Annotated in this window: 31 protein-coding genes; 17 read left to right on the top strand and 14 right to left on the bottom strand. The window is 62.9% G+C overall.

Annotated features, from left to right (window positions below; translation table 11 throughout):
• Positions 1 to 27 precede the first annotated feature (27 nt).
• Positions 28 to 459 carry a hypothetical protein gene (locus tag ARUE_RS01495; RefSeq protein ID WP_043469638.1) on the top strand — a complete coding sequence of 144 codons (432 nt, stop codon included), beginning with the start codon at positions 28 to 30 and terminating at the stop codon, positions 457 to 459.
• 263 nt (positions 460 to 722) lie between these two features.
• Here ARUE_RS01495 and ARUE_RS24010 read toward each other — a convergent pair whose 3' ends face one another.
• A complete protein-coding gene (locus ARUE_RS24010) occupies positions 723 to 932 on the bottom strand; it encodes a hypothetical protein (protein ID WP_162486102.1) in 210 nt (69 codons plus the stop codon).
• 262 nt (positions 933 to 1194) lie between these two features.
• On the opposite strand from ARUE_RS24010, the gene ARUE_RS01485 reads away from it, so the two are divergent.
• The 4 genes from ARUE_RS01485 (at position 1195) to ARUE_RS01470 (ending at position 5331) form a co-directional block, all read left to right on the top strand.
• Entirely contained in the window at positions 1195 to 1986 is a 792-nt protein-coding gene (locus ARUE_RS01485) for a DeoR/GlpR family DNA-binding transcription regulator (protein WP_011773064.1), read from the top strand.
• The gene (locus ARUE_RS01480) at positions 1983 to 2975 is read left to right on the top strand and encodes a 1-phosphofructokinase family hexose kinase (RefSeq protein ID WP_011773063.1); all 993 of its coding nucleotides are present in this window, start codon (positions 1983 to 1985) and stop codon (positions 2973 to 2975) included. The genes ARUE_RS01485 and ARUE_RS01480 overlap by 4 nt, the downstream gene beginning before the upstream one ends.
• Positions 2972 to 4981, top strand: a complete 2010-nt coding sequence (locus ARUE_RS01475; protein ID WP_014920472.1) for a PTS fructose transporter subunit IIABC — start codon at positions 2972 to 2974, stop codon at positions 4979 to 4981. Before ARUE_RS01480 ends, ARUE_RS01475 begins: the two co-directional genes overlap by 4 nt.
• A 74-nt stretch (positions 4982 to 5055) precedes the next feature.
• Entirely contained in the window at positions 5056 to 5331 is a 276-nt protein-coding gene (locus ARUE_RS01470) for an HPr family phosphocarrier protein (RefSeq protein WP_014920471.1), read from the top strand.
• Between the two features lie 81 nt (positions 5332 to 5412).
• Here the strand turns inward: ARUE_RS01470 and ARUE_RS01465 are convergent, their stop codons facing one another.
• From ARUE_RS01465 to ARUE_RS01450, 4 genes are all read right to left on the bottom strand, one after another.
• Entirely contained in the window at positions 5413 to 6000 is a 588-nt protein-coding gene (locus ARUE_RS01465; protein WP_011773060.1) for a TetR/AcrR family transcriptional regulator, read from the bottom strand.
• A gap of 6 nt (positions 6001 to 6006) precedes the next feature.
• Positions 6007 to 6564, bottom strand: a complete 558-nt coding sequence (locus tag ARUE_RS01460; protein WP_014920470.1) for a hypothetical protein — start codon at positions 6562 to 6564, stop codon at positions 6007 to 6009.
• 87 nt (positions 6565 to 6651) lie between these two features.
• Positions 6652 to 7611, bottom strand: a complete 960-nt coding sequence (locus ARUE_RS01455; protein WP_014920469.1) for a DNA topoisomerase IB — start codon at positions 7609 to 7611, stop codon at positions 6652 to 6654.
• A 44-nt stretch (positions 7612 to 7655) separates the two neighbouring features.
• Positions 7656 to 8135 carry a Dps family protein gene (locus ARUE_RS01450; protein ID WP_014920468.1) on the bottom strand — a complete coding sequence of 160 codons (480 nt, stop codon included), beginning with the start codon at positions 8133 to 8135 and terminating at the stop codon, positions 7656 to 7658.
• Positions 8136 to 8444: 309 nt separating this feature from the next.
• On the opposite strand from ARUE_RS01450, the gene ARUE_RS01445 reads away from it, so the two are divergent.
• Positions 8445 to 8615 carry a DUF4175 domain-containing protein gene (locus ARUE_RS01445; RefSeq protein WP_143711595.1) on the top strand — a complete coding sequence of 57 codons (171 nt, stop codon included), beginning with the start codon at positions 8445 to 8447 and terminating at the stop codon, positions 8613 to 8615.
• 90 nt (positions 8616 to 8705) lie between these two features.
• Here the strand turns inward: ARUE_RS01445 and ARUE_RS01440 are convergent, their stop codons facing one another.
• A complete protein-coding gene (locus ARUE_RS01440; protein ID WP_014920467.1) occupies positions 8706 to 8930 on the bottom strand; it encodes a hypothetical protein in 225 nt (74 codons plus the stop codon).
• 117 nt (positions 8931 to 9047) lie between these two features.
• On the opposite strand from ARUE_RS01440, the gene ARUE_RS01435 reads away from it, so the two are divergent.
• From ARUE_RS01435 to ARUE_RS01425, 3 genes are read left to right on the top strand one after another with little or no spacing between them, the layout of a single operon-like run.
• A complete protein-coding gene (locus tag ARUE_RS01435) occupies positions 9048 to 9569 on the top strand; it encodes a DUF6328 family protein (protein ID WP_043469628.1) in 522 nt (173 codons plus the stop codon).
• 5 nt (positions 9570 to 9574) lie between these two features.
• On the top strand, positions 9575 to 10288 hold the full coding sequence (locus ARUE_RS01430; protein WP_014920465.1) for a DUF6766 family protein: 714 nt from the start codon (positions 9575 to 9577) through the stop codon (positions 10286 to 10288).
• A gap of 51 nt (positions 10289 to 10339) precedes the next feature.
• Entirely contained in the window at positions 10340 to 10606 is a 267-nt protein-coding gene (locus ARUE_RS01425) for a DUF7218 family protein (RefSeq protein ID WP_014920464.1), read from the top strand.
• A gap of 60 nt (positions 10607 to 10666) precedes the next feature.
• Here ARUE_RS01425 and ku read toward each other — a convergent pair whose 3' ends face one another.
• Positions 10667 to 11533 carry a non-homologous end joining protein Ku gene (gene ku / locus ARUE_RS01420; RefSeq protein ID WP_014920463.1) on the bottom strand — a complete coding sequence of 289 codons (867 nt, stop codon included), beginning with the start codon at positions 11531 to 11533 and terminating at the stop codon, positions 10667 to 10669.
• A gap of 38 nt (positions 11534 to 11571) precedes the next feature.
• On the opposite strand from ku, the gene ARUE_RS01415 reads away from it, so the two are divergent.
• Positions 11572 to 14130: an ATP-dependent DNA ligase gene (locus ARUE_RS01415; protein WP_014920462.1), complete on the top strand. Its 2559-nt coding sequence runs from the start codon at positions 11572 to 11574 to the stop codon at positions 14128 to 14130.
• A 109-nt stretch (positions 14131 to 14239) separates the two neighbouring features.
• Here the strand turns inward: ARUE_RS01415 and ARUE_RS01410 are convergent, their stop codons facing one another.
• Both ARUE_RS01410 and ARUE_RS01405 read right to left on the bottom strand, forming a co-directional pair.
• Entirely contained in the window at positions 14240 to 14500 is a 261-nt protein-coding gene (locus tag ARUE_RS01410) for a hypothetical protein (RefSeq protein WP_043469625.1), read from the bottom strand.
• A gap of 49 nt (positions 14501 to 14549) precedes the next feature.
• Entirely contained in the window at positions 14550 to 14750 is a 201-nt protein-coding gene (locus ARUE_RS01405; RefSeq protein WP_043469623.1) for a hypothetical protein, read from the bottom strand.
• Between the two features lie 186 nt (positions 14751 to 14936).
• On the opposite strand from ARUE_RS01405, the gene ARUE_RS01400 reads away from it, so the two are divergent.
• Together ARUE_RS01400 and ARUE_RS01395 are read left to right on the top strand one after the other, a co-directional pair.
• Positions 14937 to 15821: a putative protein N(5)-glutamine methyltransferase gene (locus ARUE_RS01400; RefSeq protein ID WP_014920461.1), complete on the top strand. Its 885-nt coding sequence runs from the start codon at positions 14937 to 14939 to the stop codon at positions 15819 to 15821.
• 287 nt (positions 15822 to 16108) lie between these two features.
• Positions 16109 to 17743, top strand: a complete 1635-nt coding sequence (locus ARUE_RS01395) for an MFS transporter (protein WP_011773048.1) — start codon at positions 16109 to 16111, stop codon at positions 17741 to 17743.
• A gap of 129 nt (positions 17744 to 17872) precedes the next feature.
• Here the strand turns inward: ARUE_RS01395 and ARUE_RS01390 are convergent, their stop codons facing one another.
• On the bottom strand, positions 17873 to 19288 hold the full coding sequence (locus ARUE_RS01390; protein WP_014920460.1) for an aminotransferase-like domain-containing protein: 1416 nt from the start codon (positions 19286 to 19288) through the stop codon (positions 17873 to 17875).
• On the opposite strand from ARUE_RS01390, the gene ARUE_RS01385 reads away from it, so the two are divergent.
• Genes ARUE_RS01385 through ARUE_RS01375 form a run of 3 tightly spaced genes read left to right on the top strand, consistent with a single transcriptional unit; the run spans position 19287 to position 21249 of the window.
• The gene (locus ARUE_RS01385; RefSeq protein WP_014920459.1) at positions 19287 to 20207 is read left to right on the top strand and encodes a DMT family transporter; all 921 of its coding nucleotides are present in this window, start codon (positions 19287 to 19289) and stop codon (positions 20205 to 20207) included. The two genes, ARUE_RS01390 and ARUE_RS01385, sit on opposite strands and share 2 nt — an antisense overlap.
• A 7-nt stretch (positions 20208 to 20214) precedes the next feature.
• Positions 20215 to 20838 (top strand): FMN-binding negative transcriptional regulator, encoded by a 624-nt coding sequence (locus ARUE_RS01380; RefSeq protein WP_014920458.1) that lies wholly within the window; start codon positions 20215 to 20217, stop codon positions 20836 to 20838.
• A 9-nt stretch (positions 20839 to 20847) separates the two neighbouring features.
• The gene (locus tag ARUE_RS01375; RefSeq protein WP_014920457.1) at positions 20848 to 21249 is read left to right on the top strand and encodes a VOC family protein; all 402 of its coding nucleotides are present in this window, start codon (positions 20848 to 20850) and stop codon (positions 21247 to 21249) included.
• Here the strand turns inward: ARUE_RS01375 and ARUE_RS01370 are convergent, their stop codons facing one another.
• Together ARUE_RS01370 and ARUE_RS01365 are read right to left on the bottom strand one after the other, a co-directional pair.
• Positions 21250 to 21765, bottom strand: coding sequence for a GNAT family N-acetyltransferase (locus ARUE_RS01370; RefSeq protein WP_014920456.1), 516 nt, complete (start codon positions 21763 to 21765; stop codon positions 21250 to 21252).
• Positions 21762 to 22277, bottom strand: a complete 516-nt coding sequence (locus tag ARUE_RS01365; RefSeq protein ID WP_014920455.1) for an SRPBCC family protein — start codon at positions 22275 to 22277, stop codon at positions 21762 to 21764. Before ARUE_RS01365 ends, ARUE_RS01370 begins: the two co-directional genes overlap by 4 nt.
• A 74-nt stretch (positions 22278 to 22351) precedes the next feature.
• Between ARUE_RS01365 and ARUE_RS01360 the strand changes: the two genes are divergently transcribed.
• On the top strand, positions 22352 to 23470 hold the full coding sequence (locus ARUE_RS01360) for an FUSC family protein (protein WP_014920454.1): 1119 nt from the start codon (positions 22352 to 22354) through the stop codon (positions 23468 to 23470).
• Here ARUE_RS01360 and ARUE_RS01355 read toward each other — a convergent pair.
• Both ARUE_RS01355 and ARUE_RS01350 read right to left on the bottom strand, forming a co-directional pair.
• Positions 23460 to 23891, bottom strand: coding sequence for a hypothetical protein (locus ARUE_RS01355; protein WP_014920453.1), 432 nt, complete (start codon positions 23889 to 23891; stop codon positions 23460 to 23462). The two genes, ARUE_RS01360 and ARUE_RS01355, sit on opposite strands and share 11 nt — an antisense overlap.
• An 89-nt stretch (positions 23892 to 23980) precedes the next feature.
• Positions 23981 to 24760 carry an SDR family NAD(P)-dependent oxidoreductase gene (locus ARUE_RS01350; protein ID WP_014920452.1) on the bottom strand — a complete coding sequence of 260 codons (780 nt, stop codon included), beginning with the start codon at positions 24758 to 24760 and terminating at the stop codon, positions 23981 to 23983.
• Between the two features lie 58 nt (positions 24761 to 24818).
• On the opposite strand from ARUE_RS01350, the gene ARUE_RS01345 reads away from it, so the two are divergent.
• On the top strand, positions 24819 to 26138 hold the full coding sequence (locus ARUE_RS01345; RefSeq protein ID WP_014920451.1) for a BNR-4 repeat-containing protein: 1320 nt from the start codon (positions 24819 to 24821) through the stop codon (positions 26136 to 26138).
• Positions 26139 to 26194: the final 56 nt, after the last annotated feature.

The following is a 26194-nucleotide window of genomic DNA, read 5'->3' as shown; positions in this document are numbered from 1 at the left end:
CATTTTTTGATGCCGAGGTACAGATCCATGCCGGCCCAGCCAGCCTCCAGAGTCCCGGACGAAGCCCATCAGCCCCCTGATGAACCGCTGTGGTGCTCGCGCTGCAACACCGACCAGCACCTTCTGGTGAACTCGATCCAGTCGCATTACCCGCCCGCTCCCAACATGGTGGACGTTGCGTACGAGTGCCATGCCTGCAGGTACTCCTATGAGCATGTCGCCTCCGTGCGGCGTGTGGCCGCGGTCCTGAACCGCCCGGGCGTCCCTCAAGGCGTTCTGCAGTTCGGCGGCCAGTACCTCCACTGCGGTGAACCCATGAAGACCAAGAGCTGCGAGCTCCGCAGAATCCAGGCACCGCTGGTATTGACTCCTGGAGCGCAGCTACGGATGTACGAGGTACTCATCAATACACGCATCCTCGGATGTCACTGCGGTTTCCGCATGGAAATCCCGGATTGAGGTTTGGGGACGCCATGAGGAGCTACACCATCAGTTCTGGAGCTACCGGGAGGGACAGCATGCACGCAGAATCGCAACGAAAAGATCCTTTGACCACGGGTGGAAAGCTGAGGTCGGCCGGCAAGCGCAGCCTTCCGGATCCACCAGATCCGGACAACCTGCCCATCGACTACCCGGGTTCAGGGTGGGATTCCAGCAGATATCCCGCCACTGTTCCCGGAAGCCTCCGGCCGCAACATTCCGCTCACCGACGGAGCGCACGATCATGAGCGGATTCCCGCCGGACCCGTCACACCCTGATCCAACCCGCGAGCCGGGTCCCACGCCTGAGCCCGTTCCGTTGCCGGAACCAGGACCGCCGCCCGTTCCGGACCCCACGCCCGGGCCCGAACCCGGACCGGGACCCGCAGTTCCCACGCCCCCGCCAGGGCCTGGAACGACAGGGGAACCACCCGGGATTCTGACGTAGTCATCGCCGGGTCACTTCGCTCCACAGACCGGATCCCATAAATCCCCCAGTCGGGATCCGCACGAGGGCATGCCGCGCTACAGGGAGCGCGGCATGCCCTTTTTCGTGCCTGACAACCCTCCTCATCGCCTGCGGATCTTTGTTTATGTTGATTTCTCTTGACTTACCAACATAAACAAAGATAGAGTCAAGCAATTCCACATCATTGTGACAGCAGTCACTGATGTGGCCGCCTTGAAAGTCGCCTTGACCGCAATGGAGGGTTAGTGTTCGCCGAAGAACGCCAGCAACTGATCTCCGCACTCGTCGCAGAGCGCGGACGGGTGAGCGTCACTGACCTCGCCGACCGTTTCAGCATCACCACTGAGACCATTCGCCGCGACCTCGCAGCCCTTGAGGGCTCCGGGAACCTGAGGCGCGTCCACGGCGGCGCCGTCCCCTCGGATCGCTTCAGCACACGCGAAGAGAGCATCCTTGAGCGCGCCGTCCAACGCCAAGTTGAAAAACTCCGCATCGCTCATGCAGCCCTCGCCCTGATCCCCCAGCTCACCGCAGGCAGCATCCTGCTGGACGCGGGCTCCACCACGGAAACCCTCGCGGACCTGTTGGCCCAACAGACACCATCGCGTAACGGAAACGATGAGCTCGTGGTCATCACCCACGCCATCCCCATCGCCGGCAAGCTCTCCTCCACTCAAGGCATAGCACTCCAGATCCTCGGAGGCCGCGTCCGCGGACTGACGCAGGCCGCCGTCGGGCAGTCCACAGTGGAAGCGGCCCACAAACTTCGCCCGGACATCGCCTTCGTCGGCGCCAACGGCATCCATGCAACGTTCGGGCTCAGCACACCCGATCCCGAGGAAGCCGCAGTCAAGGCCGCGTTCGTCACGTCAGCCCGCCGCGTGGTGGCCCTTGCCGATTCTTCCAAGCTGGACGCCGAAACACTGGTCCAGTTCGCCACCCTGAAGGATGTTGACACCTTGATTACAGACATCGAACCCTCTGCGGAGCTCGCAGCAGCCCTGGCCGACGCCGGCGTGGATTTGGTGATCGCATGATCGTCACCTTGACCGCCAACCCCAGCCTGGACCGCACGGTTGAGCTTCCCGGCGCTTTAGCCCGGGGCGAGGTGCAGCGCGCCGTGGCCGTGCACCAGGAATCCGGTGGCAAGGGGGTCAACGTTTCACGCGCGCTCGTGGCCTCCGGCCTCGAAACCCTGGCTGTTCTTCCGGGCGCCGATTCGGACCCGGTCCTTTCAGGGCTGCACGACGGCGGTGTGCCGTTCGCGGCGCTGCCCATCGGTCAGGCGCTGCGCAGCAATGTCACACTCACCGAACCGGACGGCGTCACCACCAAGATCAACGAACCCGGTCCGGAACTGAGCGATGACCAGCAGGACGCCCTGATCGGGCTGCTGCTGGAACGCTCCCGTGGGGCCAGCTGGGTGGTTCTCGCCGGATCACTCCCACCAGGAGTACCCGCGGACTTCTACGCCACCATCGCTCGTCGACTCCGGTCGAACTCGGACGGTACGGCCACCCCAAGCATCGCCATCGACTCCTCCGGGGCGCCGCTCGCGGCCGCTTTGGTAGGCGATGCCTCGGGAAAACCGGACCTCCTCAAGCCGAACGCGGAAGAGCTCGCCGAGCTTGCCGCCGCCGCCGGTTTCACCAACGTCTCCACAGCTGACGAACTGGAAGCAGATCCGGCCAAAGCCGCTGAAGCCGCTGCCGCCGTCGTCGCCAGCGGTGTAGGCGCCGTCCTCGCAACACTCGGGTCCAAGGGAGCAATCCTGGTGACGGCAGACGGAGCATGGCTCGCCACGCATCCGCCCATCAGAGCCGTCAGCACGGTAGGCGCCGGGGACTCTGCATTGGCCGGCTACTTGCTGGCCGCAACCCAAGGTGGCTCCGCACAGGACTGCCTTCGTCAAGCCGTGGCACATGGTGCCGCTGCTGCTTCGCTGCCGGGCTCCACTGTCCCGGCAGTCCACCAGACAACCCCCGATGCCGTAACCATCACGGCCCTCCAGAAGGACTCACAGTGACCCAGCTGATCACACCCCAATTGGTCACCCTCGACCAAAACCTGGGCGACTCCCCCGCCGATGTCATCCGCGTCCTGGCTGGCAAAGTTGCCGCCTCGGGCCGCGCCTCCGAGGTTGAAGGTCTCTTTGCCGACGCCTTCGCACGAGAGCAGAAGACCGCAACCGGCGTCCCCGGCGGCATCGCAATCCCGCATTGCCGCTCCGCTGCTGTCCAGGAGCCTGCCTTGGCCATGGCCCGCCTCTCCCACAAGGTGGACTTCGGCGCCAAGGACGGTCCTGCCGACCTCATCTTCTTCATCGCAGCCCCGGACGGCGCAGACCAGGAGCACCTGAAGCTGCTCTCCAAGCTGGCCCGCTCGCTGATCAAAAAGGACTTCACTGCAGCACTGCGTGCGGCTGCCACTGAGCAGGACATTGTGGACCTCGTGGATGGTGCGCTGGCTGATAAGCCGGCCGCTGCACCTGCCGCTGCTGCGGCCCCCGCAGCAGGCACGACGACGACTTCCGCACCAAAGCGCATCGTCGCCGTGACCGCTTGCCCCACCGGCATTGCGCACACCTACATGGCTGCCGACTCGCTGGTGGCCGCTGCCAAGGAAATGGGCGTGGACCTCCAGGTGGAGACCCAAGGTTCCTCCGGCGCCAAGCCTCTGGACCCCGCGGTGATCGCTGCCGCGGACGCCGTGATCTTCGCAGTCGACGTCGATGTCCGTGGCAAGGAGCGCTTCGCCGGCAAGCCGGTCATCAACGCACCGGTCAAGCGTGGCATCGACGAGCCGGAGAAAATGGTCCGCGAAGCTCTTGCGGCTGCCGAAGACCCGCACGCACGCCGTGTGCCGCACTCCGGAGCTGAAGAGCAGGCCGAGCGCGCGGAGGAGGAAAAGGGCGAGCACATCGGCCAGAAGCTGAAGCGTGCCCTCCTCACCGGCGTCTCCTACATGATCCCGTTCGTGGCTGGCGGCGGTCTGCTGATTGCCCTTGGATTCCTGCTGGGCGGCTACGAAATCACTGAGGTTGCGGACAAGGTGGTGTTGGAGAACAACTTCGGCAACCTGCCTGAAGGCGGGCTCGCCATTTACCTCGGCGCGGTCCTGTTCAAGATCGGTGCCCTGTCCATGGGCTTCCTCGTTCCGGCGCTTGCCGGCTACATCGCCTACGCCATCGCCGACCGGCCGGGCATTGCCCCCGGCTTCGTTGCCGGCGCAGTATCAGGCTTCATGGGTGCCGGTTTCCTCGGCGGCATTGTTGGCGGTCTTCTGGCCGGCTACATCGCGCATCTGATCGGGACGTGGCAGGTACCCCGCTGGCTCCGCGGCTTGATGCCGGTTGTGATCATCCCGCTGCTGGCCTCCATCGTCGCTTCGGGCCTGATGTTCCTGGTCCTGGGCGGTCCCATCGCCGGCCTCACCGTGGCTCTCAACAACTGGCTCACGGGCATGAGCGGTGCCTCCGCCGTAGTCCTCGGCATCATCCTTGGCCTCATGATGTGCTTCGACCTCGGCGGCCCGGTCAACAAGGTTGCGTACGCCTTCGCAGTGGCTGGCCTGAGCGCCGGCAGCGCTGACAACCAGGCACCGTGGCTCATCATGGGCACCGTCATGGCCGCGGGCATGGTTCCGCCGCTGGCCATGGCCCTTGCAACCGTCCTGAACAAGAAGCTCTTCAGCCTCGCAGAGCGCGAAAACGGCAAGGCCGCCTGGTTGCTGGGCGCCTCCTTCATCTCAGAAGGCGCCATCCCCTTCGCCGCAGCCGACCCGCTGCGCGTCATCCCGGCCAGCATGGTGGGCGGCGCACTGACAGGCGCCCTCTGCATGGCTACCGGGGTCACCTCCCAGGCTCCCCACGGTGGTCTCTTCGTCTTCTTCGCCATTGGCAACCTGCCAATGTTCATCATCGCCATCGTCGCCGGAATGGTGGTCAGCGCGCTGGCCGTCATCGCCCTGAAGCGCTTTGCAGTCAAGAAGCCGGTCGAAGCCGAAGCCGCCCCGGCAACCGTCAGCGTCTAGCCTCTCAGGTCAAACGTCTAGACTTCCCACAAAGCCACCTCCCTCACCGCCACCCTTCATAAAAAGGAGCACCAATGCCAGAACGTACAGCAACCATTGCAAGCCGTGTGGGCCTCCACGCCCGCCCGGCAGCCATCTTCGCGGAGGCAGCCGGAGACCTGGACATCGACGTCACCATCGCACGTCAGGGCGAGCCCGCCGATGACGCCATGGACGCCGCCAGCATCCTGTCCCTCATGAGCCTCGGCGCTTCCCACGGTGACGTCGTGGTGCTGCGTGCCGAAGGTGAAGGCGCCGATGCAGCACTGGACAGCCTGGTGAAGATCCTCGAAACGGACCACGACGCGTAGCAGGGACACGCAAACTCCTTAGGGACGCAGAAAGAGCCTGGCGCTACCCAAATATGGGTGGCGCCAGGCTCTTTCCGTGTCCTACGGACCCGCCAACTCGTCGAGGTGGCGTGCGAGCATGCTGAGCATTGGACTCGTATCCGGCAGTTCCCCGCTCCACAGGCCGTGCATCGCGATTCCATCCAAGAGTGCACGCAGCCGCTGCTCTTCATACTGGGGGTCGCGCCCCTTGGAGAACTGGCCCGCTTCGGTCAAGATCTGAATGGCAGCGCGACACGCGCGATTTACCGCGTCGCTAAGCCTGATGGCAGCAGGGCGAAGCTCGCTGTCGGTCAGCGAAAGGACCCCGAGCTGGACTTGCGCCACCAGTTCCATGCGCCGTTCTTTGTCGAGAGGGAGCAACTGCAGCAGCAACTCATCAACGAGTGCCCGGCCGGCCAGCTCAAGAGCGGCCACCCTGGCGGTGACTCGGTCCTCAATGAGTTGCAGGCAATACTCCCGAAGAGCATGCTGCGTGGCAAACGCCCGGCGCAACGAAGCGGCGGCAATGCCGGCTTCCGCGGCAACCCCGCGCACGGACAGGCCCGCAAGCCCATCACGTTCGAGGACACGTAGAGATGCCTCCGCAATCTCTGCAGTGCGTGCTTCGGCGTCGATTCTTCGGGGCATGGGGTTTCACTGCGAGGAAGTAGTGGCGGGCACGGGACGGGCGGCCTTTTTTGGCCAGATCGTGTAGCTCACAGCCCAGAGGAAATCGATTGCGAAGATGATTCCCAGAATGCGAAAGAATCCGGAGAGCGCTGAGGTTCGCTCAGCGTCATTGACGAGGAGGATGATCGCGCCCAGGGTCGCGGAGGCGATGACCACCGCCAGGGCTGTAAGAAGTACATCCCGCCAGCACTTGACCGTATAGCGGGCTCCCGTGAGCCGTTCCGGTGCAGGTCCGCCGGCGAATCGATGCTGGAAGTGAGCATCGGCCCAGGCCACCATGCGTTTGCCATAGGCGATGGAGACGCCAATGTAGATCGCTGCCAGTCCGTGCTGCCATGAGGCAGTTCCCCCGCCGAGTAGATCGACGGCCACCAAGGCAAGCAGGACAGCATCGATCACGGGAGCAAGGATCAGGAGAGCCCCACCAAGGCGGGGGCGCCGCAACAAATACCGCGCCGCAAGCCCGGCAAGAATCGCCACCCAGAACGCAACTTCGCACACCACGATTGCTAACAGAATCATTTACGGCCCCCAGACGCTATGCCCCGTCAATCCTTATTAGTACGAGTGTACTCATAAAATTCCCGGGACCGCCTTAAGGCGCATGGTCTACCTCGGCGCCTCGCCGTTCAAGTAGGCAGCAATCGAGGCTTCCGTGGGCTTCACTTCCTTCAGCTCTTCCGAGAGGAAAGCCTCGATGATGCGCGGGTCTACGTAGGAAGAGCGGGCCACGGAGGGGGTGTTGCCCAGCAGCTCCGAGGTCTCCTTAATGGCCCGCACAATCGCTTGGCGGGGAGTCCCCTTGTGGCCTGATTTGATGAGGTACATTGCTGCCGCGGCTGTCCCCTTCCACGTCCGGAAATCCTTGGATGTGTAGGCTTCGCCGGCGATTCCGCGCAGGTATTCGTTGATCATGGAAGCGTCCACGGAGACCCATGAGCCGTTGGTTTGGTAGGCCAGCAGTCGCTCCTTGCCTGGCCGTCCCACGAGCGGCTCAAGGAAGGCCGCCAAGGCGGGATCGTGAATGGAAGTGTCCCACAGCTGGCCACTCTTGCCGGGGAATTTCAGGAAGACGTCCGGACCGTCCACCCGCGCGTGACGGCAGCGGAGAGTGGTGAGACCGTAGGAGCCGTTCTGCTTCATGTAGATTTCGGAACCGACGCGGAGCGCGCCCAGATCCATGAAACGCACTGCGGCCGCAAGGGTCTGCTGCCGGGGTTCAGTGGCGTCTTGGAGGTGGACTGTCACGTTGCGTCGAACCGTTGGCAGGACCAGGCCCAGCTTGGCCGCACGGATGAACTTCTCGGTGTCCTTCCGCTCCCGCCAACCAGGGTGGTAGATGTACTGACTGCGCCCTGCGGCGTCCACCCCGGTGGCCAGAATGTGCCCGTGTTCGTAGGGACTGATCCACACATCGGTCCATGCAGGCGGGATCGCCAGCGCATTGATGCGCTGGCGATCCTCTTTGCTGACCAAGCTGCCATCGGGGTGGCGGTAACTGAATCCCTTCCCGACCTTGCGGCGGACAATGCCGGGCTTGGAAAGATCACTGCGCTTCAGCCTGGGCATGGCCTGTCCGCCCTGTTCGCGATCAGCCTGGTCCGGGGTTCTGCCTAGGCCTCGTCCGGATCCGTCACGGCAGCGCCGGCGTTCATGATTTCGGCGTTGATCATCCATACCAGCTGCTCAAGGCGGGCGATGAATGCATGCAGAAGGTCCGCCGTCGTGGGATCTTCTTCGTCCACTTCGTCATGGACATCGCGCATGGTCTGGACTGCACGCTCTACGCGGTCAGTGACAAGCTTGACGGCGTTCTTGGTGTTGACCAGGCCAGCCGGGAATTCTTCCAGGCGAGTGCCCTTGGCGATGGTCGCACTGCGGCCGTCGGGCAAGGCGTGAAGGGCCCTCATGCGCTCGGCAGTGTCGTCAGCGAACTGGCGCGTCGCCAAGACCAACTCGTCCAGCTGGAGGTGAAGGTCGCGGAAGTTCGGACCCACGATATTCCAGTGTGCCTGCTTTCCCTGGAGCTGTAGCTCGATCAGGTCTGTCAGGACGATCTGAAGGTTGTCTGCAAGCTGCTGTGACGCTTTCATGTGTTCCTCTCGTGGACGTTCATGTGAGCGAAAAACGTGCCGCTAAATATCTGCGGCAACTGCCCAATCATCAGGTGACGACTTCAATAAGCCTTTCATAAGGGTGCTTAGTAGTACAATGAGGAGTGTTACTGTTCACGACTGGCGAACTTCGCCCCCCAGCGAAGCCCGCTTCGTGATAACTGAAAAGGCACTTCGAGGCGACGGACCGCCTCCAAGTACCGGCATAACTAAATCGAAGTAAATCGGAATGCATAGTTGGGAATCGGCGATTCATCAAAGATTCCCCCAGAAAGGAATGTGCTGACCATGAATACGCTTCTGATCATTGCTGGTGTAGTAGCAATTGTTCTCCTTCTCGTAGGCGGCTTCTCGCAAGCCCTGAACTGGCTGCTGTGGGTAGGCGTCATCCTCCTCGTCATCGCGGCCATCGGCTGGCTGCTGAGCTTCATGTCGGGTCGTAGGGGACACACGGTATAGAGCAACGGGGGCTTGCTCCAGACGACGTAGGGCTGCCCCCCGCCGCAGCACAGCTGCAGCCCGGGGGCGGCCCTCAGCCGTACTCGGAGCTTATTCAGCCCCGTCCGGACTTTCTCCGGTGGTCGAGGGCGGGGGTGCCGCGTCGGGGTCCTGGGGAGTGGGGAACTCGTCACCCGGAGCCTCGGGCTCTCCCTGGGCCGGCCGTTCGGGCGTCTCGCGCTCATCACCCTGACCGGGCATTTCCTGCTCAGGCGTGGGCGTGCCGTAGCCGCCGGGCTCGCTTTCCGGGTCCACGCGGTGTTCGTCCTGACTCATTGCTTCCTCCTTGGAAATCCGATGAGGCCCCGACACAAAAGATCGAGGAATGCTGATAGTTCCGACCGTAGTCCGGAGTATGGTCGTCGTCCACCAGAACCACACGGAGGTGCACAGATGGTAGAGCCGGAGCAGGCTCCCCGGATCGGCAGGAACGAGTCCACCGAGGAACGGATGGACCGGAACTGGATGGAATTGATCCAGGAGTTACGGGTTCTCCAAACAGGGGTGCAGATCCTCGGCGGTTTCCTGCTCACACTCCCCTTCCAGGAACGCTTCGAACTCCTGGACGACTGGCAACGGAGCCTCTACCTCGTCAACGTGATGGTGGCAGCCCTGACCACCGTCCTCATCGTGCTCCCGGTCAGCGTTCATCGCCGCTTGTTCCGCAGGGGGCTCAAGGCCACCCTGGTTTCGAGTGCCGATGTGGTCACCAAGTGGGCTTTGGCTGGTGTGGCTTTGTTGATCGTTGGCTCTGCCACCCTCGTTTTTGACTTCACCGCCGGCCGGACGGCCGGGCTTGTTGCTGCAGGATTCATCATCCTGGTGCTGCTGCTCCTGGTGGTAGGAACGCCGCTATGGCTGCACCGCCGCGCCATCCGAAACGGCGACGGCAACGGCATTGCAAGGGAAGAGTGAGCCCGATGCTGAGACCCGTCAAGCACCCCGACACATCCGGCAAGGACAAGACGCCCGCGCGCCATTGGGTTAAGGACCACGGCTTGCTGTTGGTCAACGCAGGCCTGTTCGTCGTCTTCCTCGGGGGAATGATCATCTCGGGAGCGGCAACGTACAGCGAGGAACAACAGGCTCACGGCCAGCCGGCCACCGGGATCCCGGATTTCTTGACATCAGGCAGCTTCTGGGAAGCCGTCTTTGAAAACTGGGAATCGGAGTTCCTTCAAATGGCCATGTACGTGGTCCTTACCGTTTTCCTGTTCCAAAGGGGGTCCTCGGAGTCAAAACCCGTGGACAAGGAAGCACCACAGGACCAAGATCCCCGCGATGCCAAGAAGTCACCCAAGACCCCGTGGCCGGTGAGGCGCGGCGGCTGGGTGCTGAAGGTCTATGAGCACTCGCTCTCCGGCCTGCTAGGCCTCCTGTTCCTGGCCTCCTTCACGTTGCACGCGGTAGGTGGCGCGGCCGCTTACAACGAGGAACAGCTCAGCCATGGCCTGCCCGAGGTCTCCACCTGGGGATACATTGCTTCCAGTCAATTCTGGTTTGAGTCCTTCCAGAACTGGCAGAGTGAGTTCCTTGCTGTGGCCGTCCTGGTGGGAGCCTCCGTGTACCTCCGTGAACGTGGTTCGCCCGAGTCCAAACCGGTAGCGGAACCGCACTACGAAACCGGCGCCTAGTAGAAGCAGGGAGAATCAGGGACTAGTGGAATTAGAGAAAGGAAACACATCTTGCCGGGAAAGAAGAATTCCAGCTTGAAGGACCCAAAGCTCTATGAAGAGCTTCGCGATGATGGCGCTTCCAAGGAGAAGGCAGCACGTATCTCCAACGCTGCCGCAGCCAAAGGCCGCAAAGAAGTAGGCAGCAAGGGAGGAAAGTCCGGTGATTACGATGACTGGACCGTGGACAAATTGAAGTCACGTGCAAAAGAGCTCGGCCTCAAAGGCTACTCGGCCAAGAAGAAATCCGAGCTGATCTCCATGCTGCGGAATCACTAACCAACAAAAGCTGCGGCCGCCCACCGGACGGCCGCAGCTTTGTGGAATTACGACGCCGGTTCACGCCTTTTTCTTGGCCCGCGCCTTTGGTTTGCTGGCAGTTTTGCTGGCGGCAGCAGCGTCGTCGTCCGCTTTTTCCTTGCCGCGTTTCTTGTCCAGGCTGCGCTTGAGCGCTTCCATGAGGTCGATGACGTCGCCGCCCTCGCCTTCACCTTCCACCACGCCGAAGGTTGCCTCGGTGTCCAGCGCTTCGCCCTTCTCCAGCTTGGCCTCGATAAGTGTCTTCAGCTGCGCTTGATAGTCATCGGTGTATTCGTCGGGGTCAAAGTCGTGCGCCATGGATTCCACTAGGGCGGAGGACATTTCGAGTTCCTTGTCCGAGATCTTGATATCAGTCTCCAGCGACGGGAACTTGGCCTCGCGGACCTCATCGCCCCACAGCAGCGCCTGGAGCAACAGCACATCCCCCCGCACCCTGAGCGCCCCCAAGCGGGTCTTTTGCCGCAGTGCGTACTGGACAATCGCGATTCTGTCCGTGTCCTCGAGCGTCTGCCGGAGCAACATGTACGCCTTGGGCGATTTGGAGTCAGGCTCCAGGAAATAGCTGCGCTCGTACATGATGGGGTCCAGCTGCTCGGCGGGGATAAACTCCACCACCTCAATTTCGCGGCTGTTCTCCTCAGGCAACGACTTCAATTCGGCGGACGTCAGAACTACCGTGCGGCCTTCTTCTTCGTAGGCCTTGTCAATATCCTCGTACGCCACAACTTCGCTGCAAATCTCGCATTTCCGCTGGTATCGAATGCGCCCGCCGTCCTTATTGTGGACTTGGTGCAGGCCAATATCGTGATCCTCCGTGGCACTGTAGAGCTTCACTGGTACGTTGACCAGACCGAACGCGATAGATCCCTTCCATATGGCCCTCATGCACCCAGTCAACAGCACAACACAGCGGAGGAGAAGAGGTGGCAGGCAAGCAACAGGAGCGGGTGAACGTGGAAGGCCACGAGCTCACCCTCACCAACCTGAACAAAATCATCTACCCGGAAACCGGCACCACCAAGGCCGAAGTGCTGGAGTATTACGCCGCAGTGGCGCCTTTCCTGATCCCTGCCGCTGCCAACCGGCCCGTCACCCGCAAGCGCTGGGTCAACGGAGTGGGTACCGCCGAAAACCCCGGGCAAGTGTTCTTCCAAAAGAACCTTGAGGACTCGGCACCCAAATGGATTCCCCGTGCCGCCATTCAGCATTCGGACCACACCAATGTTTATCCCATGGTCAACAACCTTGCGACGCTCACATGGATGGCCCAAATCGCGTCGCTGGAAATTCACGTACCGCAGTGGCAGGTGGATCCTTCAGGGAAGCCGCTCCGCCCCGACCGTTTCGTCCTGGACCTCGACCCCGGGCCCGGGGCAGGACTGTCCGAGTGCGTTGAAGTGGCCAAGCTTGCCCGTTCCATCCTGCAGGACATGGGAATGGACCCGGTCCCTGTTACCAGCGGCAGCAAAGGCATCCACCTCTACACTGGCCTGGACGGGACGCTGAAGTCCGAGCAAGTGTCCGCCTTCGCCAAAGAGCTGGCCCGGGCCTTGGAATCGGACCACCCCGAGCTGGTGGTCAGCGACATGAAGAAGTCCCTCCGACACGGCAAAGTGCTGGTTGACTGGAGCCAGAACAGCGGCAACAAGACCACCATCGTCCCGTATTCGCTGCGCGGGAAGGCCCACCCTACGGTCGCCGCGCCCCGCACCTGGCGGGAGCTCTCCTCTCCTTCGCTGGAACACCTCGACTATGTGGCCGTGATGAAGCGCGTGAAGACAGGCAAAGACCACTTCGCGCCGATCTCCGAACGCCACCTGCCGCCTCACGGCGAGGATGAGAATGACGACGACGGTACTGCCGGAAGCAGTTCAGGCACCGGCCGTTCCCGCGAGCGTGTGGTGACAGTAGAGAACCGTCTCGCCAAGTACGTCGGGATGCGCGATCCGGGCAAAACCCCGGAGCCGTTTCCGTCGTCGTCGGCTGTTTCTGCCTCCCCGCAATCGGCGGGCTCCGCCTCCGATCAGCCGAAGCCGGGCGATCCTCCACCGCCCGGCGGCATTTTCGTCATCCAGGAGCACCACGCCCGCCGCTACCACTTGGACCTGCGCCTGGAGCACCATGGCGTCCTGGCTTCCTGGGCACTGCCGCGTGGCATCCCGGAAAGCCCCGACCGCAACAACCTTGCCGTTCATACCGAGGACCACCCCATGGAATACGCGAACTTCGCGGGCGTCATTCCCAAGGGTGAGTACGGGGCCGGGACCATGACCATTTGGGACCGCGGCGAGTACACCTGCGAGAAGTGGCGCGACGGCAAGGAAGTGATCGCGACGCTCACAGGCGAGCCGGGTGGTGGCCTTGGTGGCACCAAACGGTTCGCGCTCATCAATACGGGTCAGAACTGGCTGATCCATCTCATGAAGGAGCAGCCAGGAGGGCGTCGGGGCGCCCAATCTGCGGCCAAAGCCGCGGCACCCAAGTCCGCTCCGACTCAGGCCCCTGCTCCCCGGCCCATGCCGAACTACACCCCCATGCTGGCCACTTCCGGGACCACCGCCGATCTCCGCGGCGACGATTGGCTGTATGAACTGAAGTGGGACGGAATCCGCGCAATCATCACCGGCACCGAGGGCAGGATCCGACTCATGAGCCGCAACGGAAACGATCTCACCGCCGCCTATCCCGAACTGACGGACCGCGCATGCTGGCCCGACGGCGATTTCGTGGCTGATGGCGAAATTGTGGCGCTCGGCAAAGGATCGCGGCCTGATTTCGGCCGGCTGCAGCTGAGGATGAACTTGGTCAAAGCTGCGGACATCGAACGTGCCCGGGCAACGGTTCCGGTGCAGCTCATGCTGTTCGATCTTCTGTACGACGACGGCACGGACCTTAGCGGGCTGCCTTTCCACGAGCGCAGGGAGAGGCTTTCCGGATTTGCGGATCGCTTGCGGGGCGGCTGTCCCCTTCACCTTTCCGCGGTGCTGGACCACGACGTTGAGGACCTTATGACGAGTGCCGCCGAGCTTGGCTTGGAAGGAGTCATGGCTAAGAAAGCCGACAGCCGTTACGTGATTGGCCGCCGCAGCAGGTCCTGGATCAAGCTCAAACTGGAGCAGAGCCAGGAAGTGGTGGTGGGCGGTTGGCGGCCCGGTGCCGGTGCACGGGCCGGGACCTTCGGCGCATTGCTGCTGGGCATCCCGGACGGCGACAAGCTACATTACGTGGGCCGGGTGGGCAGCGGTTTCAAGGACTGGCAGCTCAGGGACATCATGGAGAAACTGGAGCCCTTGGCTATTGTTGAGTCGCCGTTCGCGGACATTCCCCGGGAAGACGCTGCGGGCGCTACATGGGTGAGTCCTGAGCTCGTGGCGGAAGTGACATTTGGGGAATGGACGGGCCCTGGAAGGCTGAGGCATCCGGTGTGGCGTGGGTGGCGTCCGGACAAGTCCGCTGGCGAGGTAACGCTGGCCGGCTCATGAACCAGCCCAACTTTGGAACCAGCCCAACTTTGGAAACCAGAGGCCCGTCCTGACGGTGCAGTAAGGGCTGGCTTGTCCCGAAGCTGGGCTGGTTCGTAGGGAGTTGCGGTTAGGAGGAGTGCGGCATCTGCGGGCGGCTGGTTCTATGGATCGCCGTCACAGCTGCGCCTTGGCCCATACGGCCATGGGCTTGGTCGCGTTCCTTCGGGTGGCGTCGTTTGCCGTTACCGTCAGGCCATTGTTTGCTCTGGTCAGCGCCCAGTGCCACGGCAATGGTTGTGGGCTCGGGCATCGGGGCCATGTCCATGGACTCCACCAAGTGGCTCGCTACCTCAGGATTGATGCGCTCAGAATCGTGATTCGCAGTCATGGTTCTTCCTTTCCAGTGTGCCTGTATTTCCATGTGCCTGTCCGCAGGTTTACCAGCGGACCTTCTTCTCGGTCTTAGCCTGCTTGCCGCTGGCGGAGGTGGGCTTGTGCCCCTTGCCGGTGCTTTGCCAGCCGGCCGGTGCACCGCCCCCGGATTTGCTGGCCAGCATTGCCTTCTGGGCGTCGGTCAGTTTGGACTTGATACCACCGGAAGCCGGGGTCTTCTTGTTTTCGGAAGGGTTGGCAGTCATACGTGGACTCCTAAAAGTGTGAGTCCTGAAGAGACACGTATCCCATGTCGTTGCGGTTCGGGAAAAAGGCGTCGAGAACGGGAACGGCATGGAGGCAGGGCCTCAACAGGCGTGGATTTTTGTCAGGTAAAACTCGGCTGTGCCGCGAGGGGCCGGAGGCCGGTCTACTCAAAAATCAGTGTTCCCATGCCTCATACCCTAACCAAGACCCGGCAGATTTGTGAACCCCTCACCTGCAGCTTCTTCCAACCGCACAAGGATTCATCCTCGGCTAGCATGGCAAACGTGACCCGGAGAGCATCCATCGCCACCACATTGCGCGCTGCCGGCTGCGTTTTCGCGGAGGACGAAGCCCAACTCCTCATCGACGCCGCCCACCATCCGGAGCAGCTCAACCGCATGGTGGACCAACGTCTCAGCGGACAGCCCTTGGAGCACATCGTCGGGTGGGCGGATTTCTGCGGGAAGCGCATGTCCGTGGGACCTGGCGTGTTCGTGCCGCGGCGTCGCACGGAGTTCCTGGTGCGGGAAGCGGCGATGATCGCCAAGCCGCTAACAGCCAGGCGCCGTGCCGTCGTCGTGGACCTTTGCTGCGGTTCCGGCGCTATAGGTGCAGCTCTCAACGATCTTCTGGGGAGCTGCGAGCTGCACGCGGCGGACATCGACCCGGCCGCGGTCCAGTGCGCGCGCCGCAACGTTGAGCCCCGAGGCGGCACTGTGCACCACGGCGATCTCTACGGAGCCCTCCCCCGGGAACTGCGCGGGAAGGTGGACATCCTGCTGGCGAACGCGCCGTACGTGCCCACGGAGTCAATCGGGATGATGCCGCCGGAGGCGCGGCTCCATGAGCCGCGGGTGGCGCTCGACGGCGGCGCTGACGGTTTGGATGTGCAGCGTCGGATAGCGCTGGGGGCGGCTCAGTGGCTTGGGCCGGGAGGGGCCGTGGTGATGGAAACCTCGGGACAACAGGCGCTGGAGACCGCTCGGATTCTAGGCGAGGCGGGGTTCATCGCGGAGGTGGCCTCGGACGAGGAATTGGAGGCAACCGTGGTGATCGGATCATCACGGTAGCCCCCTCAAATCATCAGCTTTTGGGCCCGAATCCGGCACGTTACGTTGGCTCAGCTAAACAATTTGGTAACAACGTGCTCCGGAGGGCAAAAACGGGCCCGGATCCGCATGATTACGGGGTAAGAGCGGGTAATGAGATGCAACACAGCTAGGCAATTTGCATCCTCATATGGCCCAAAAATCGGATCTCAACTCGGGTTTTCGGCCCAAAACGCGTAAAATTGAAACCCTGCCCAGAGCGGGGCAGCAGAAGTCGCAAGCAAATGACCTCCCTAGGAGAAGCCCAAATGCCCACAGACCAAAGCAACACCGTCTCTCCGGATGGCGCAAGGAACGCCACCGGGAACCAGGTATTGGCAGGCCCCACCCCGGCCGCCACGAACGCAGCACATGCAGTAAAGAACGCAACCAAGAAAACGAAGCTTCGCCCGAAGCGCCGGCTGAAAGAGTCCGACGTCAACGTGGTGAACAAGCCGATGCTGCGCAAAGCACTCGGCGGCACGATCGTCGGCAACACCATGGAATGGTACGACGTCGGCGTGTTCGGCTACCTCATCACCACCATGGGTCCTGTCTTCCTGCCCGAAGCAGACCCATCAGTACAGACACTCTTCCTGCTGGGCACCTTCGCCGCAACCTTCATCGCGCGCCCCCTTGGCGGCGTCGTATTCGGTTGGCTGGGCGACAAGGTGGGCCGCCAGAAGGTGCTCGCAGCAACACTGATGCTCATGGCGGCAAGTACGTTCGCCGTCGGCCTCCTTCCCGGCTACGCGCAGATCGGCATCTGGGCCGCCGCGTTGCTGGTGATCCTGAAGCTCATCCAGGGCTTCTCCACCGGTGGCGAGTACGCCGGTGCCACAACCTTCGTCAGCGAGTACGCCCCGGACAAGCGTCGCGGCTACTTCGCCAGCTTCCTTGATATGGGCAGCTACATCGGCTTCGCCCTCGGCGCCGCCCTGGTTTCGGTCCTGCAGCTGACGCTCGGACAGACGGCCATGGAGGAATGGGGTTGGAGGATTCCGTTCCTGATCGCTGGTCCGCTGGGCCTCATCGCCGTGTATTTCCGTAGCAAGATTGAGGAATCCCCCCAATTCCAGGCAACCCTGGACGCCCAGGAAGCTTCTGCCAAGGACGCAGCATCGCAGGATGCTGCGGTAGCCAAGGGCCCCATTGGCATCATCAAGGCCTACTGGCGCCAGATCGTGTTGGCCATGATCCTCGCAGCCGCAGCCAACACTGTTGGTTACGCCCTGACGTCGTACATGCCCACATACCTTACGGATTCCAAGGGTTACGACCCCGTCCACGGCACCTTGCTGACCATCCCGGTCCTGGTGATCATGGCCGTTTGTATCCCACTGACCGGTAAGCTCTCCGACCGTATCGGCCGCCGTCCCGTGCTGTGGATCGGTGCAGGCAGCACCATCGTCTTCGCTATTCCGGCCTTCCTTCTGATCGGCATTGGCGACATCTGGTCCACACTTGCCGGTCTCGCATTGATTGCCTTCCCGGTGACGTTCTACATCGCCAACCTGGCTTCGGCCCTGCCGGCCCTGTTCCCGACATCCAGCCGCTACGGCGGAATGGGCATCGCGTACAACTTCTCCGTAGCGATCTTCGGTGGAACCACGCCGTTCATCGTGCAAGGCCTTATCGAAGGCACCGGCGACGACATGATGCCGGCGTACTACCTGATGGCAACGTCAATCGTGGGTGCGGTGGCCATCTACTTCCTGCGTGAATCCGCCCAGCGTCCCCTGCCCGGCTCCATGCCCAGTGTGGACACCCAGGCAGAGGCACGCGAGCTCGTGGCAACGCAGGACACCAACCCGCTCATCAACCTGGACGAAATGCCGTTCGACGGCCGGCCGATCGATGATGCCGTGTTTGGCAAGAGCGACAAGGACTTGACCCCCGCTTAGGAACTCACTGCCTGCAACTTCTGCACAGCGACGCTTAATACAAGCGATTCAGTTAGTTCGCGGCAGTTTGCCGCCCACCGTAGCCACCAGCCCCAAGGCGCTCTCCTTGGTGTTGGTGGCTACGGCTTGTTAAGCGCCCAACTGCGCTTGGACTGCCTCGCCAATGATCCGCGCACCTTCCGGGAAGGCGCCCGGATTGGGTCCGGTGTAGTTGAGGCGGATGTACGGCCCTTCCGGCTCAGCGGGGAACCACTCCGTTCCGGCGGCAATGAGCACCCCGGCAGCCTCGCAATCTTTGGTGAGCTGATCCACGTCGAACCCGTCCGGCATCCGCAACCACAGGTTCAAGCCACCCTTGGGCAGGTGGCTGAGGTGGGCCTGCGGAACATGTTCGCGGAGGCTGGTGACCAGGAGGTCGCGCCGCGACTGCAGTTGGTGGCTGAGGCCGCGAAGGTGCGTTTGCCACCCGGGCTGCGTGACGACGTCGAGCGCTGCCGCCTGAAGCAAGCCGCTGACATACATTGACTCGGCGGCTTGCGCGCCCATGATGCGTTCGCGCGCAGGACCCCGCGCGATGATGGCTGCGATGCGGATGGATGGCGAAACGCTCTTGGTCAGCGAGCGGATGTACACCACGTGGCCGGAGTCGTCCTTGGCGGCGAGTGGCACTGATGGCGCGGTGATGCCGAAATCGTGTGCCCAGTCGTCCTCCACAAGGAAAGCTCCGTGCCGCTGGACGATCCTCAGGACCTCCTCGCCACGCTCCGCGGACCATTGCGCACCAGTGGGATTGGCGAAATTGGGTTGCGCGTAAAACAACCGCGCTCCGGATTCCTCAAAAGCCCTCTCCAGTTCGTCCGGGTCAGGCCCCTCCGGGCCGCTGGGGACAGGAATGACATTTACCCCGGCCTGGCCCGCTGCCAGCAGCGCGCCCCAGTAACTGGGCGACTCCACCAGCAGCGGCTGGCCGTGCCCCACCAGACCGCGGAAAATCGAGCTGAGTCCGCTCTGGCTGCCTGGAAGAACGACGACGTCGCTTGGCTGGGGCGGCGTGACGCCAACCGGCGTTGAGGTACTCAGTTCATGCGCGAACCAGGTCTGAAGTTCGGGAAGCCCCTGCGCGGGCGGCCGGGACAGGGCGGCGTCTCCCCTTGCGGCCCGCGTGAGGGCGGCGCGGACGAGTCTTTCAGGGAGGAGTTCGCGGTCCGGATACCCCGAGTGGAACGCGATGACGTCGTTGGTGGCACTGCGCATGGCGGCAGAGTTCAGGGGCCGCGCGGTTTGGGCTGCCCGCAACGCCGCTGTTTGCCAGCCGTAGTCCGAGGGCCTGGCCGTGCGGTATGCCCGCACGAAGGTTCCGACGCCGGGACGGCTCTCGATGAGGCCCTGGGCCGTGAGTGTCCTCAGGGCTTTCTGCACTGTGACGGGGCTTGCTTGATATTCGGCAACGAGTTGTCGCGTGGATGGCAGTTTGGCTCCCGGCGCCGCCCCTGCGATCCATTCTTTTACTCGCGAGACGATTCGAGAACTGCTATCGTGATTCATGAGTCCTAATAGTAGCGCTACTACACTTTCTCGACCAGTGGTATCCACCCGGACAACGACCGGAATCTGGTGGGGCCTCCTCGGCGTCGTTGCTTTCTCCTTCACGGTGCCGCTCACCCGGGTGGCTGTGGAGGGCATGTCTCCCCTATTTATCGGAGCGGGCCGTGCCGTGGTTGCCGCCATCCTTGCAGCGCTTGCCTTGGGCCTGACCCGGCAACGTTTTCCACAGGGCATCCAATGGTTGCGGCTGGCTGTGGTGGCCGGAGGGATCGTGGCCGGATTCCCGTTGCTCACTACCTTCGCCCTCACCAGCACGTCCGCCAGCCATGGAGCCGTGGTGATCGCGCTACTGCCCGCGGCCACGGCCACCGTAGCGGTGATCAGGGGACGCGAACGTCCTCGCCCGTTGTTCTGGGTCCTGACCGCGGTGGGAGTGATTGCCGCGGTGGTATTCGCCTTGGTTCAGTCCGGTGGATTTGGTTCCCTTCACTGGGCGGACCTGCTGCTGCTAGGTGCCGTGGTTGCCGCCGCAATTGGCTATGCGGAAGGCGGATTGCTGGCCAGGGAACTCGGCGCATGGCAGACCATCTCCTGGGCCTTGGTAGTGGCGGCACCCGTGATGATCTTGCTGACGGTGCTCTCGCTGGGTTCCGGCGCTCCTTCTGCCACCCCAATCCAGTGGTTGTCCTTCGCCTACCTTGGGGTGGTGAGCATGTTCCTCGGCTTCTTCGCTTGGTACCGAGGCCTGGCCATCGGACCCATGGCGCAGGTCAGCCAGATCCAACTCGTCCAGCCCGTCATGACCATCGCTTGGGCAGGACTCTTGTTAGGCGAGTCGATGACCTGGACCACCATAGTGGGCGGCCTCGCAGTGATCGTCTGTGCTGGTGCAGCTGTCCGCGTCAGGCTCAGGAAGTAGGAACCCCATGTACACGCCAGCTCACTTTGCCGCTTCCGAGGAGGCCGTGGCCTCGCTGCTCCATGACTCCGGGGCAGCCAACCTGGTGACCATGACGGAGGGCGGCTTGCTCGCCACCCTGCTGCCGTTCGTTTACGAGCCCACCGTCGGCGAGCACGGCGCCTTGCACGCGCACATGGCCCGCAACAACACGCAGTGGTCCATGCCGGCTACCGGAGAGGCCTTGATGATCGTGCAGGGCTCGGATGCCTACATTTCCCCGTCCTGGTACGCCTCCAAAGCCCAACACGGCAGGGTTGTCCCCACCTGGAACTACTCCACCGCGCACGTCTACGGTGAACTCGTCATTCACGACGACGCGCAGTGGTTGGCCAGGCACGTGCGGCGCCTGTCTGACCAGCACGAGGCCGGCATGCCCCAACCATGGTCCGTAGACGAAGCACCCGAGCGGTTCATTGCCGGCCAACTGCGGGCGATTGTCGGCGTCGAACTTTTGATTAGCAGGGTAGAAGCCAAGACGAAACTCAGCCAGAACCGCACTCCGGCTGATGTTGACGGTGTCATCGCAGGGCTCCGCGCCGTGGGCGACTCGGCGAGCGCGGCCGATGTGGAACGGGCGCGGACCTCGTAGAATCGGCGCATGCGTGAGGTTCCGGTGGGGTCGATCCACCATCTTGAGATCTGGGTGCCGTTCCTTGAACGGGCCAGGGAAGAGTGGGGGTGGCTGTTGGGCGAGCTCGGCTATGAGCCCTTCCAGGAGTGGCCCACGGGGTGCAGTTGGAAGCTCGATGGCACGTACGTGGTGGTGGAGCAGACTGATGCCATCACCGGTACAGGCCACAGGCGCACTGATCCGGGGGTGAACCACGTGGCCTTCCATGCTGGCACCCGGGAGAACGTGGACAGGATCCGGGCGCTCGGCGCGGACGCAGGCTGGTACGAGATGTTCGAGTCCAAGTATCCGCACGCCGGCGGCCCGGACCACTACGCCGCGTACCTGCTCAACACGGACAGCTACGAGGTTGAGCTGGTAGCGGAGTAGTTACTGCGGTGGGACCGCAGGACGCCACATGGCAACGCGCGGCCAACGGGTCAGGCCCAACTCAGCCTCGTGCTCCATCAGGTGGGCCAGCTGCGGACCCCAGCTGCCGGCGTCGAGCACGTCAAAACCAAGGCGGCGATAGTACGGGGCGTTCCACGGCACATCCCGGAACGTGCTCAGGGTTTGCCTTTGCATACCGTGGCCTCGCGTCCAGACGCGCGCGGCATGCAGCAGTTCGCGGCCCAGGCCCTGATGCGCTTGATCGGGGTGGACACTCACTTGTTCCACGTGACCGGCCCCGTCCACGATGTCAGCCAGGAGATACGCCACCGGGTAATTGAGCCCGTCCACGGACACCCAGGCACGCCCGGCTGTGGCATAACTGTTCAGCTCATCGATGGAGAGGGGCTCGTCGTCGGCGATGGAGTCCATTCCCAAGGCCCGGAAAGCCTGGCCCGCGGCACGCTCGATCTCCTGCAAGATCAGCAGGTCGTCCGCATGCGCGAGCCTGATCATTGCCGCGGGTCCTGGGCTTGTGGGGTTGGGGCTTGCGGGGTTTGGGCTTGTGGGGTTGGGGCTTGCAGGGTTTGGGCAACCAGAAACCCGTTGCGCTTCTCGATCAGGTTTTGCAAATACCGGGCCAGGATCAGCTTCTCCACCAGCCGTCCCAAAGGACCGAACGGCGCCGCGAATTCCACGGTATCCACCATGAGGGTCCCACTGCCGTCCGGCCGGAACTCGTGCGTGTGCCGGAGGTACTTGAAAGGGCCCTTCACCTGTTCATCGGAGAACGACGACGGCGCCTCCATCCGCGTGATGCGGCTGGTCATGCGGAAGCGGACTCCCAAGTGCCACGCCTGCCAGGTGACAGTCTCGCCCTCCGAGATCAGCCCGGTGGTAACGCCGCCCACCGCCTTCTCACGGCTCTGGGTCATGGACCCCACGTGGGCATCGATGTTGCGGGAAAGATCGAACAGCTCCTGCGGCGACATGGCGGAGCGGGTGCGGCAGACGAAAGCGACGGGCATACCTCGATCTTCCCAGACCTTTACCCGTACGCGCGCCGAAGCCCACTACGGGTTGTGACCGGGCTTATGGCGGCTTGGGCGGCGACACTGCTAATTTTCAAAGACAAGCCTTAACTGATTGGTGGTGTTCCCCTGTGCCCGGATTGATGGTCCACGCCCGCGAACTCCACCGGCTGGGCCCTGCCAACAACGATCGACTCTCGGCAGTGCGGGTGGCCCTGAGCGTCGCAGTTCCCGGACTGCTCCTCCTTGTCATTGGCCGTCCGGACCTCATGATGTACGCCGTTTTCGGTGCGCTGACCGGGATGTACGGGCGCAACGAAACGCATCAGCTGCGGCTCAAACACCAAGCCCAGGCTGCCCTGTTCCTGGTGGGCGGGCTGACCATCGGCGTGTTCCTTTCCGTGAACCACATCCACTCCTGGTGGTTGGTGCTGGTGGCCACCCTGTTTGCCGGGTTCGGGTCGCTGTATGCCGACTCCGTGCGCCTCAAACCGATCGGCCCGTTCTTCGGCATCCTCGCGTTGGGCGCCTGTGCATCCGTGCCCACCAATGTTCCGTTCACGACGGCGGTACTCATCGGGGCAGCGTCCGCCGCCTTTTCCATTGTGGTCGGTTTTACCGGTTGGCTCCGGCGACGCACGTGGGAGGCCGGTGCTGCCCGCGACGTTCCCGTCCTCCGCGGCCCGCTGCGTCAAGCCGCACTGGTCCACGCTGCGCGCTATTCCTTGGCGGTAAGTGCCGCGGGGACTATCGGCGTCCTCAGCGGGAGCGGCCACCCGCACTGGGCCATGGCCGCCGCGGCTGTGCCGCTAGCCGGCGCCGACCTCCCAAGCCGCGTCCACCGAGGAATCCACCGCATTGTGGGAACATTCCTCGGGTTGGCGATTGTCGCCGTCGTGCTTTTCCCCGGTCCGCTATCGCCGCTGCAGTACTTCCCCGGTCAAACCGCGGTGGTACTCGCTGTGCTGGTGGTTCTGTGCCAGTTCCCCACAGAGCTGTTCATGGCACGGCATTACGGGTGGGCCATGGTGTTCTTCACGCCGGTGGTCCTGCTGATCGCACAGTTGGCCGCACCCATGGATCCGGGTGTGCTGGTCATGGAACGTGCCATCGAGACATTCGTAGGAGCCGTAGTTGGCATCGCGGTTGCTGTGCTGGTGCGGGCGCCGCGGAGCCGGGTCAGTTTGTAACTACCAGGATGTTCGGGTGGATTTTCGTCAGGCCGCTCGATTCCAGCTGCTTGGTGTCGTAGTCATCGGAAACCAGAACAGCGGATTTCTGGTCCGGGCCACTGATTCTCAGCATCTCGCCCTGGATGGAGTCGGTGCAGCCGCTGTGCCAAAAGTATGGGTCCACGGATTCTACGATCAGGCAGGATGGGCGGGCTTGCTTGCCTTGTCCCAGGTAATATTTCTTCCCGTTTGCCTCTGCAACCAGAAGAATCTTTTCCATGTGGATCTCGCCGAGATCTAGGTCCTCCGGCGGATTGTCCGCCGCCGTTGCTTCCCGTTCCAAAGCCTGGAATCCCGTGGAGCTGGCACCGGAGCAACCGCTCAGCAGTAATCCGCTGAGAACTATGGCCCCCACTAATGCCAAGGATTTGTTCTTCATAGCACTGCCCCCTCAGGCTCGAATGAAGTGTCATAGTAACCCGATGGTCCCTGTGGGGCGTGGTCAAGTCCCTCGTCCCAGCTTCCTGCCTAGGGTTCCAGCGGCCGGCGAGGCGGGCCGGAGGTGAGCTTGGCCGGCAGTATCCGGGCGAAGAAGCTGACCACCTTGTAACGGCGCGTCGGTATGGAGACACCCTTGCCCTGGGCGTTGTCCTCCAGCCCCTCGCGCACCACACGCTCGGCGGTGAGCCACAAGAACCGGGGAGCAACGGATTTGTCCATGCCCATGCGATCGTGGAATTCGGTGTGGGTGAACCCGGGGCACACCGCAGTGACCTGCACGCCGGACTTTGCGTAGGTGATGTTGGCCCACCGGCTGAACGTCACTTGCCAGGCTTTCGCTGCGGAGTAAGTGCCCCTGTTGGCGAACGCTGCCACGCTGGCAACGTTGATGATCCGCCCCTTCCCCCGGGCCAGCATGACTTCCAGCGCCGCGTGGCTCAACTCCATGGGTGTCTGCACGTGGAGCCGCAGGTGGCGGCGTTCCTCGTCCAGCTCATTTCTTTCGAACGACTTCAACAGCCCGATGCCGGCATTGTTAACCAGGACATCCACGGGCCGTGTTGCGTCCCGCAAACGGTCTGCGACGGCTGAAACGCCGACGTCGGTGGTCAGGTCCGCGGAAAGAACCTCCGCCGAGATACTGAAGTCGCGTTCAAGCTCTTCGGCCGTTTCTTTCAGGCGCTGTTCGTCGCGGGCTACCAGGACCAGGTGGTGTCCGGCTTCGGCGAGTTGGCGGGCGAATTCCGCACCGAGCCCGGCGGTGGCCCCGGTAACCAGGGCGGTGAGTTCATTGGCTCGAGTCGTCATGCGCCTAGACTAGTACCCACACTGGAATTGAAACGATGCAAAGCCGCAAAGGATTCCCATGGTCAACTCTTTCCTGCAAGGTCCACTTGTCCTCAACAACAACGGGGCGTGGTGCTGGTTCCAGGACGAGCGCGCACTGATCGACCCCGCCGCTAACACGTTGCTGGTGGGCTCGGTTGCTGCCCCGGAAGGACAAGGTGGTGCGGAGCGTAGCGGCAACATCGAAGTTGCAGTGGTGAACCTTGCTACGGGCCAAAGCCGCGTCCACGTACTCCATGAAAGGTTGGAGGCCGATGACCACAACGCCCCGGCTCTCTTCATCCGGCCCGACGGTCGTTACGTGGCCATGTATGCCAAGCACAAGACGGACAACTATTCCCGCTGGCGCGTGTCCACCAAGCCGCACGACGCGTCCGAGTGGGAGCCCGAGCAGCAGTTCGACTGGACGGAACTCGCCGACGGCCGCGGTGCCACCTACTCCAACCTCCACGCTTTAAGCGCCGAAGGCCGGGTCTACAATTTTGTCCGCGCCATCAACGACGACCCCACACTGATGATTTCCGAGGACGACGGCAGCACCTGGAGCTACGGCGGCAAGCTCTTCACCCGCCCCAAAATCGGCTACGTCAACGGTTACACCCGATATGTCAGCAACGGCACGGACCGGATCGACCTCATCACCACGGACCACCACCCCCGCGACTTCAACAACAGCATCTACCACGGCTACATCCAGGGCGATGGACTCCACGACGCCGAGGGCAAGGTGGTCAGCAAGCCCGTCATCGGCTCAGCCGGGATCAACCAGGCGGCCCTGACCACCGTTTTCGAGGCAGGATCAACGCTCGACGGCGATGTCCTCACCCATGGTTGGACTACTGACCTTCGCCGGCGGGGCACGGAACTCGCGGCGATCCTCACGTGCCGGGCCAACGACGTGAACGGTCCGCTGCAGCGGGAGCAAATGCTCGACGTCGACGATCACCGCCTGCTGTACGCCCGCTTTGACGGGGTGCGCTGGAAGCTGCATCCCCTCGCCGTCGCCGGTCCCGGTTTGCTGCCGCACGAGCAGGACTACACCGGGCTGGGTGCTGTGGACCCGAATGATCTGGACCGGGTCTATATCTCTGCACCTGTGGATCCGAGGACGGGCAAAGCTACAGAACACTACGAGATCTACCGCGGAGTGACATCCGATGCCGGCGCGAGCTGGACGTGGGAAGCCATCACAGAGGGATCCACCGTGGACAACCTCCGGCCCATGGTGGTCCCAGGCGACCCGTCCGTCCACGCAGTGTGCTGGTTCCGGGGATCGATGGCGTCCTCGCAGGCGTATGAAACTGAGATTGTGGCGCTTGTTGACGCGCCGAGGGGTTAGCTTTCGCCCCTTTCAACGCTCGAAAGTGCCGAAAGCCAACCCCTCACCGCAGGAAC

It is taken from the genome of Arthrobacter sp. Rue61a (assembly GCF_000294695.2).
GTDB lineage: Bacteria > Actinomycetota > Actinomycetes > Actinomycetales > Micrococcaceae > Arthrobacter > Arthrobacter aurescens_A.
Note: the sequence above shows the minus strand (reverse complement) of the source record. Positions and strands in the feature narration are given on the sequence as shown.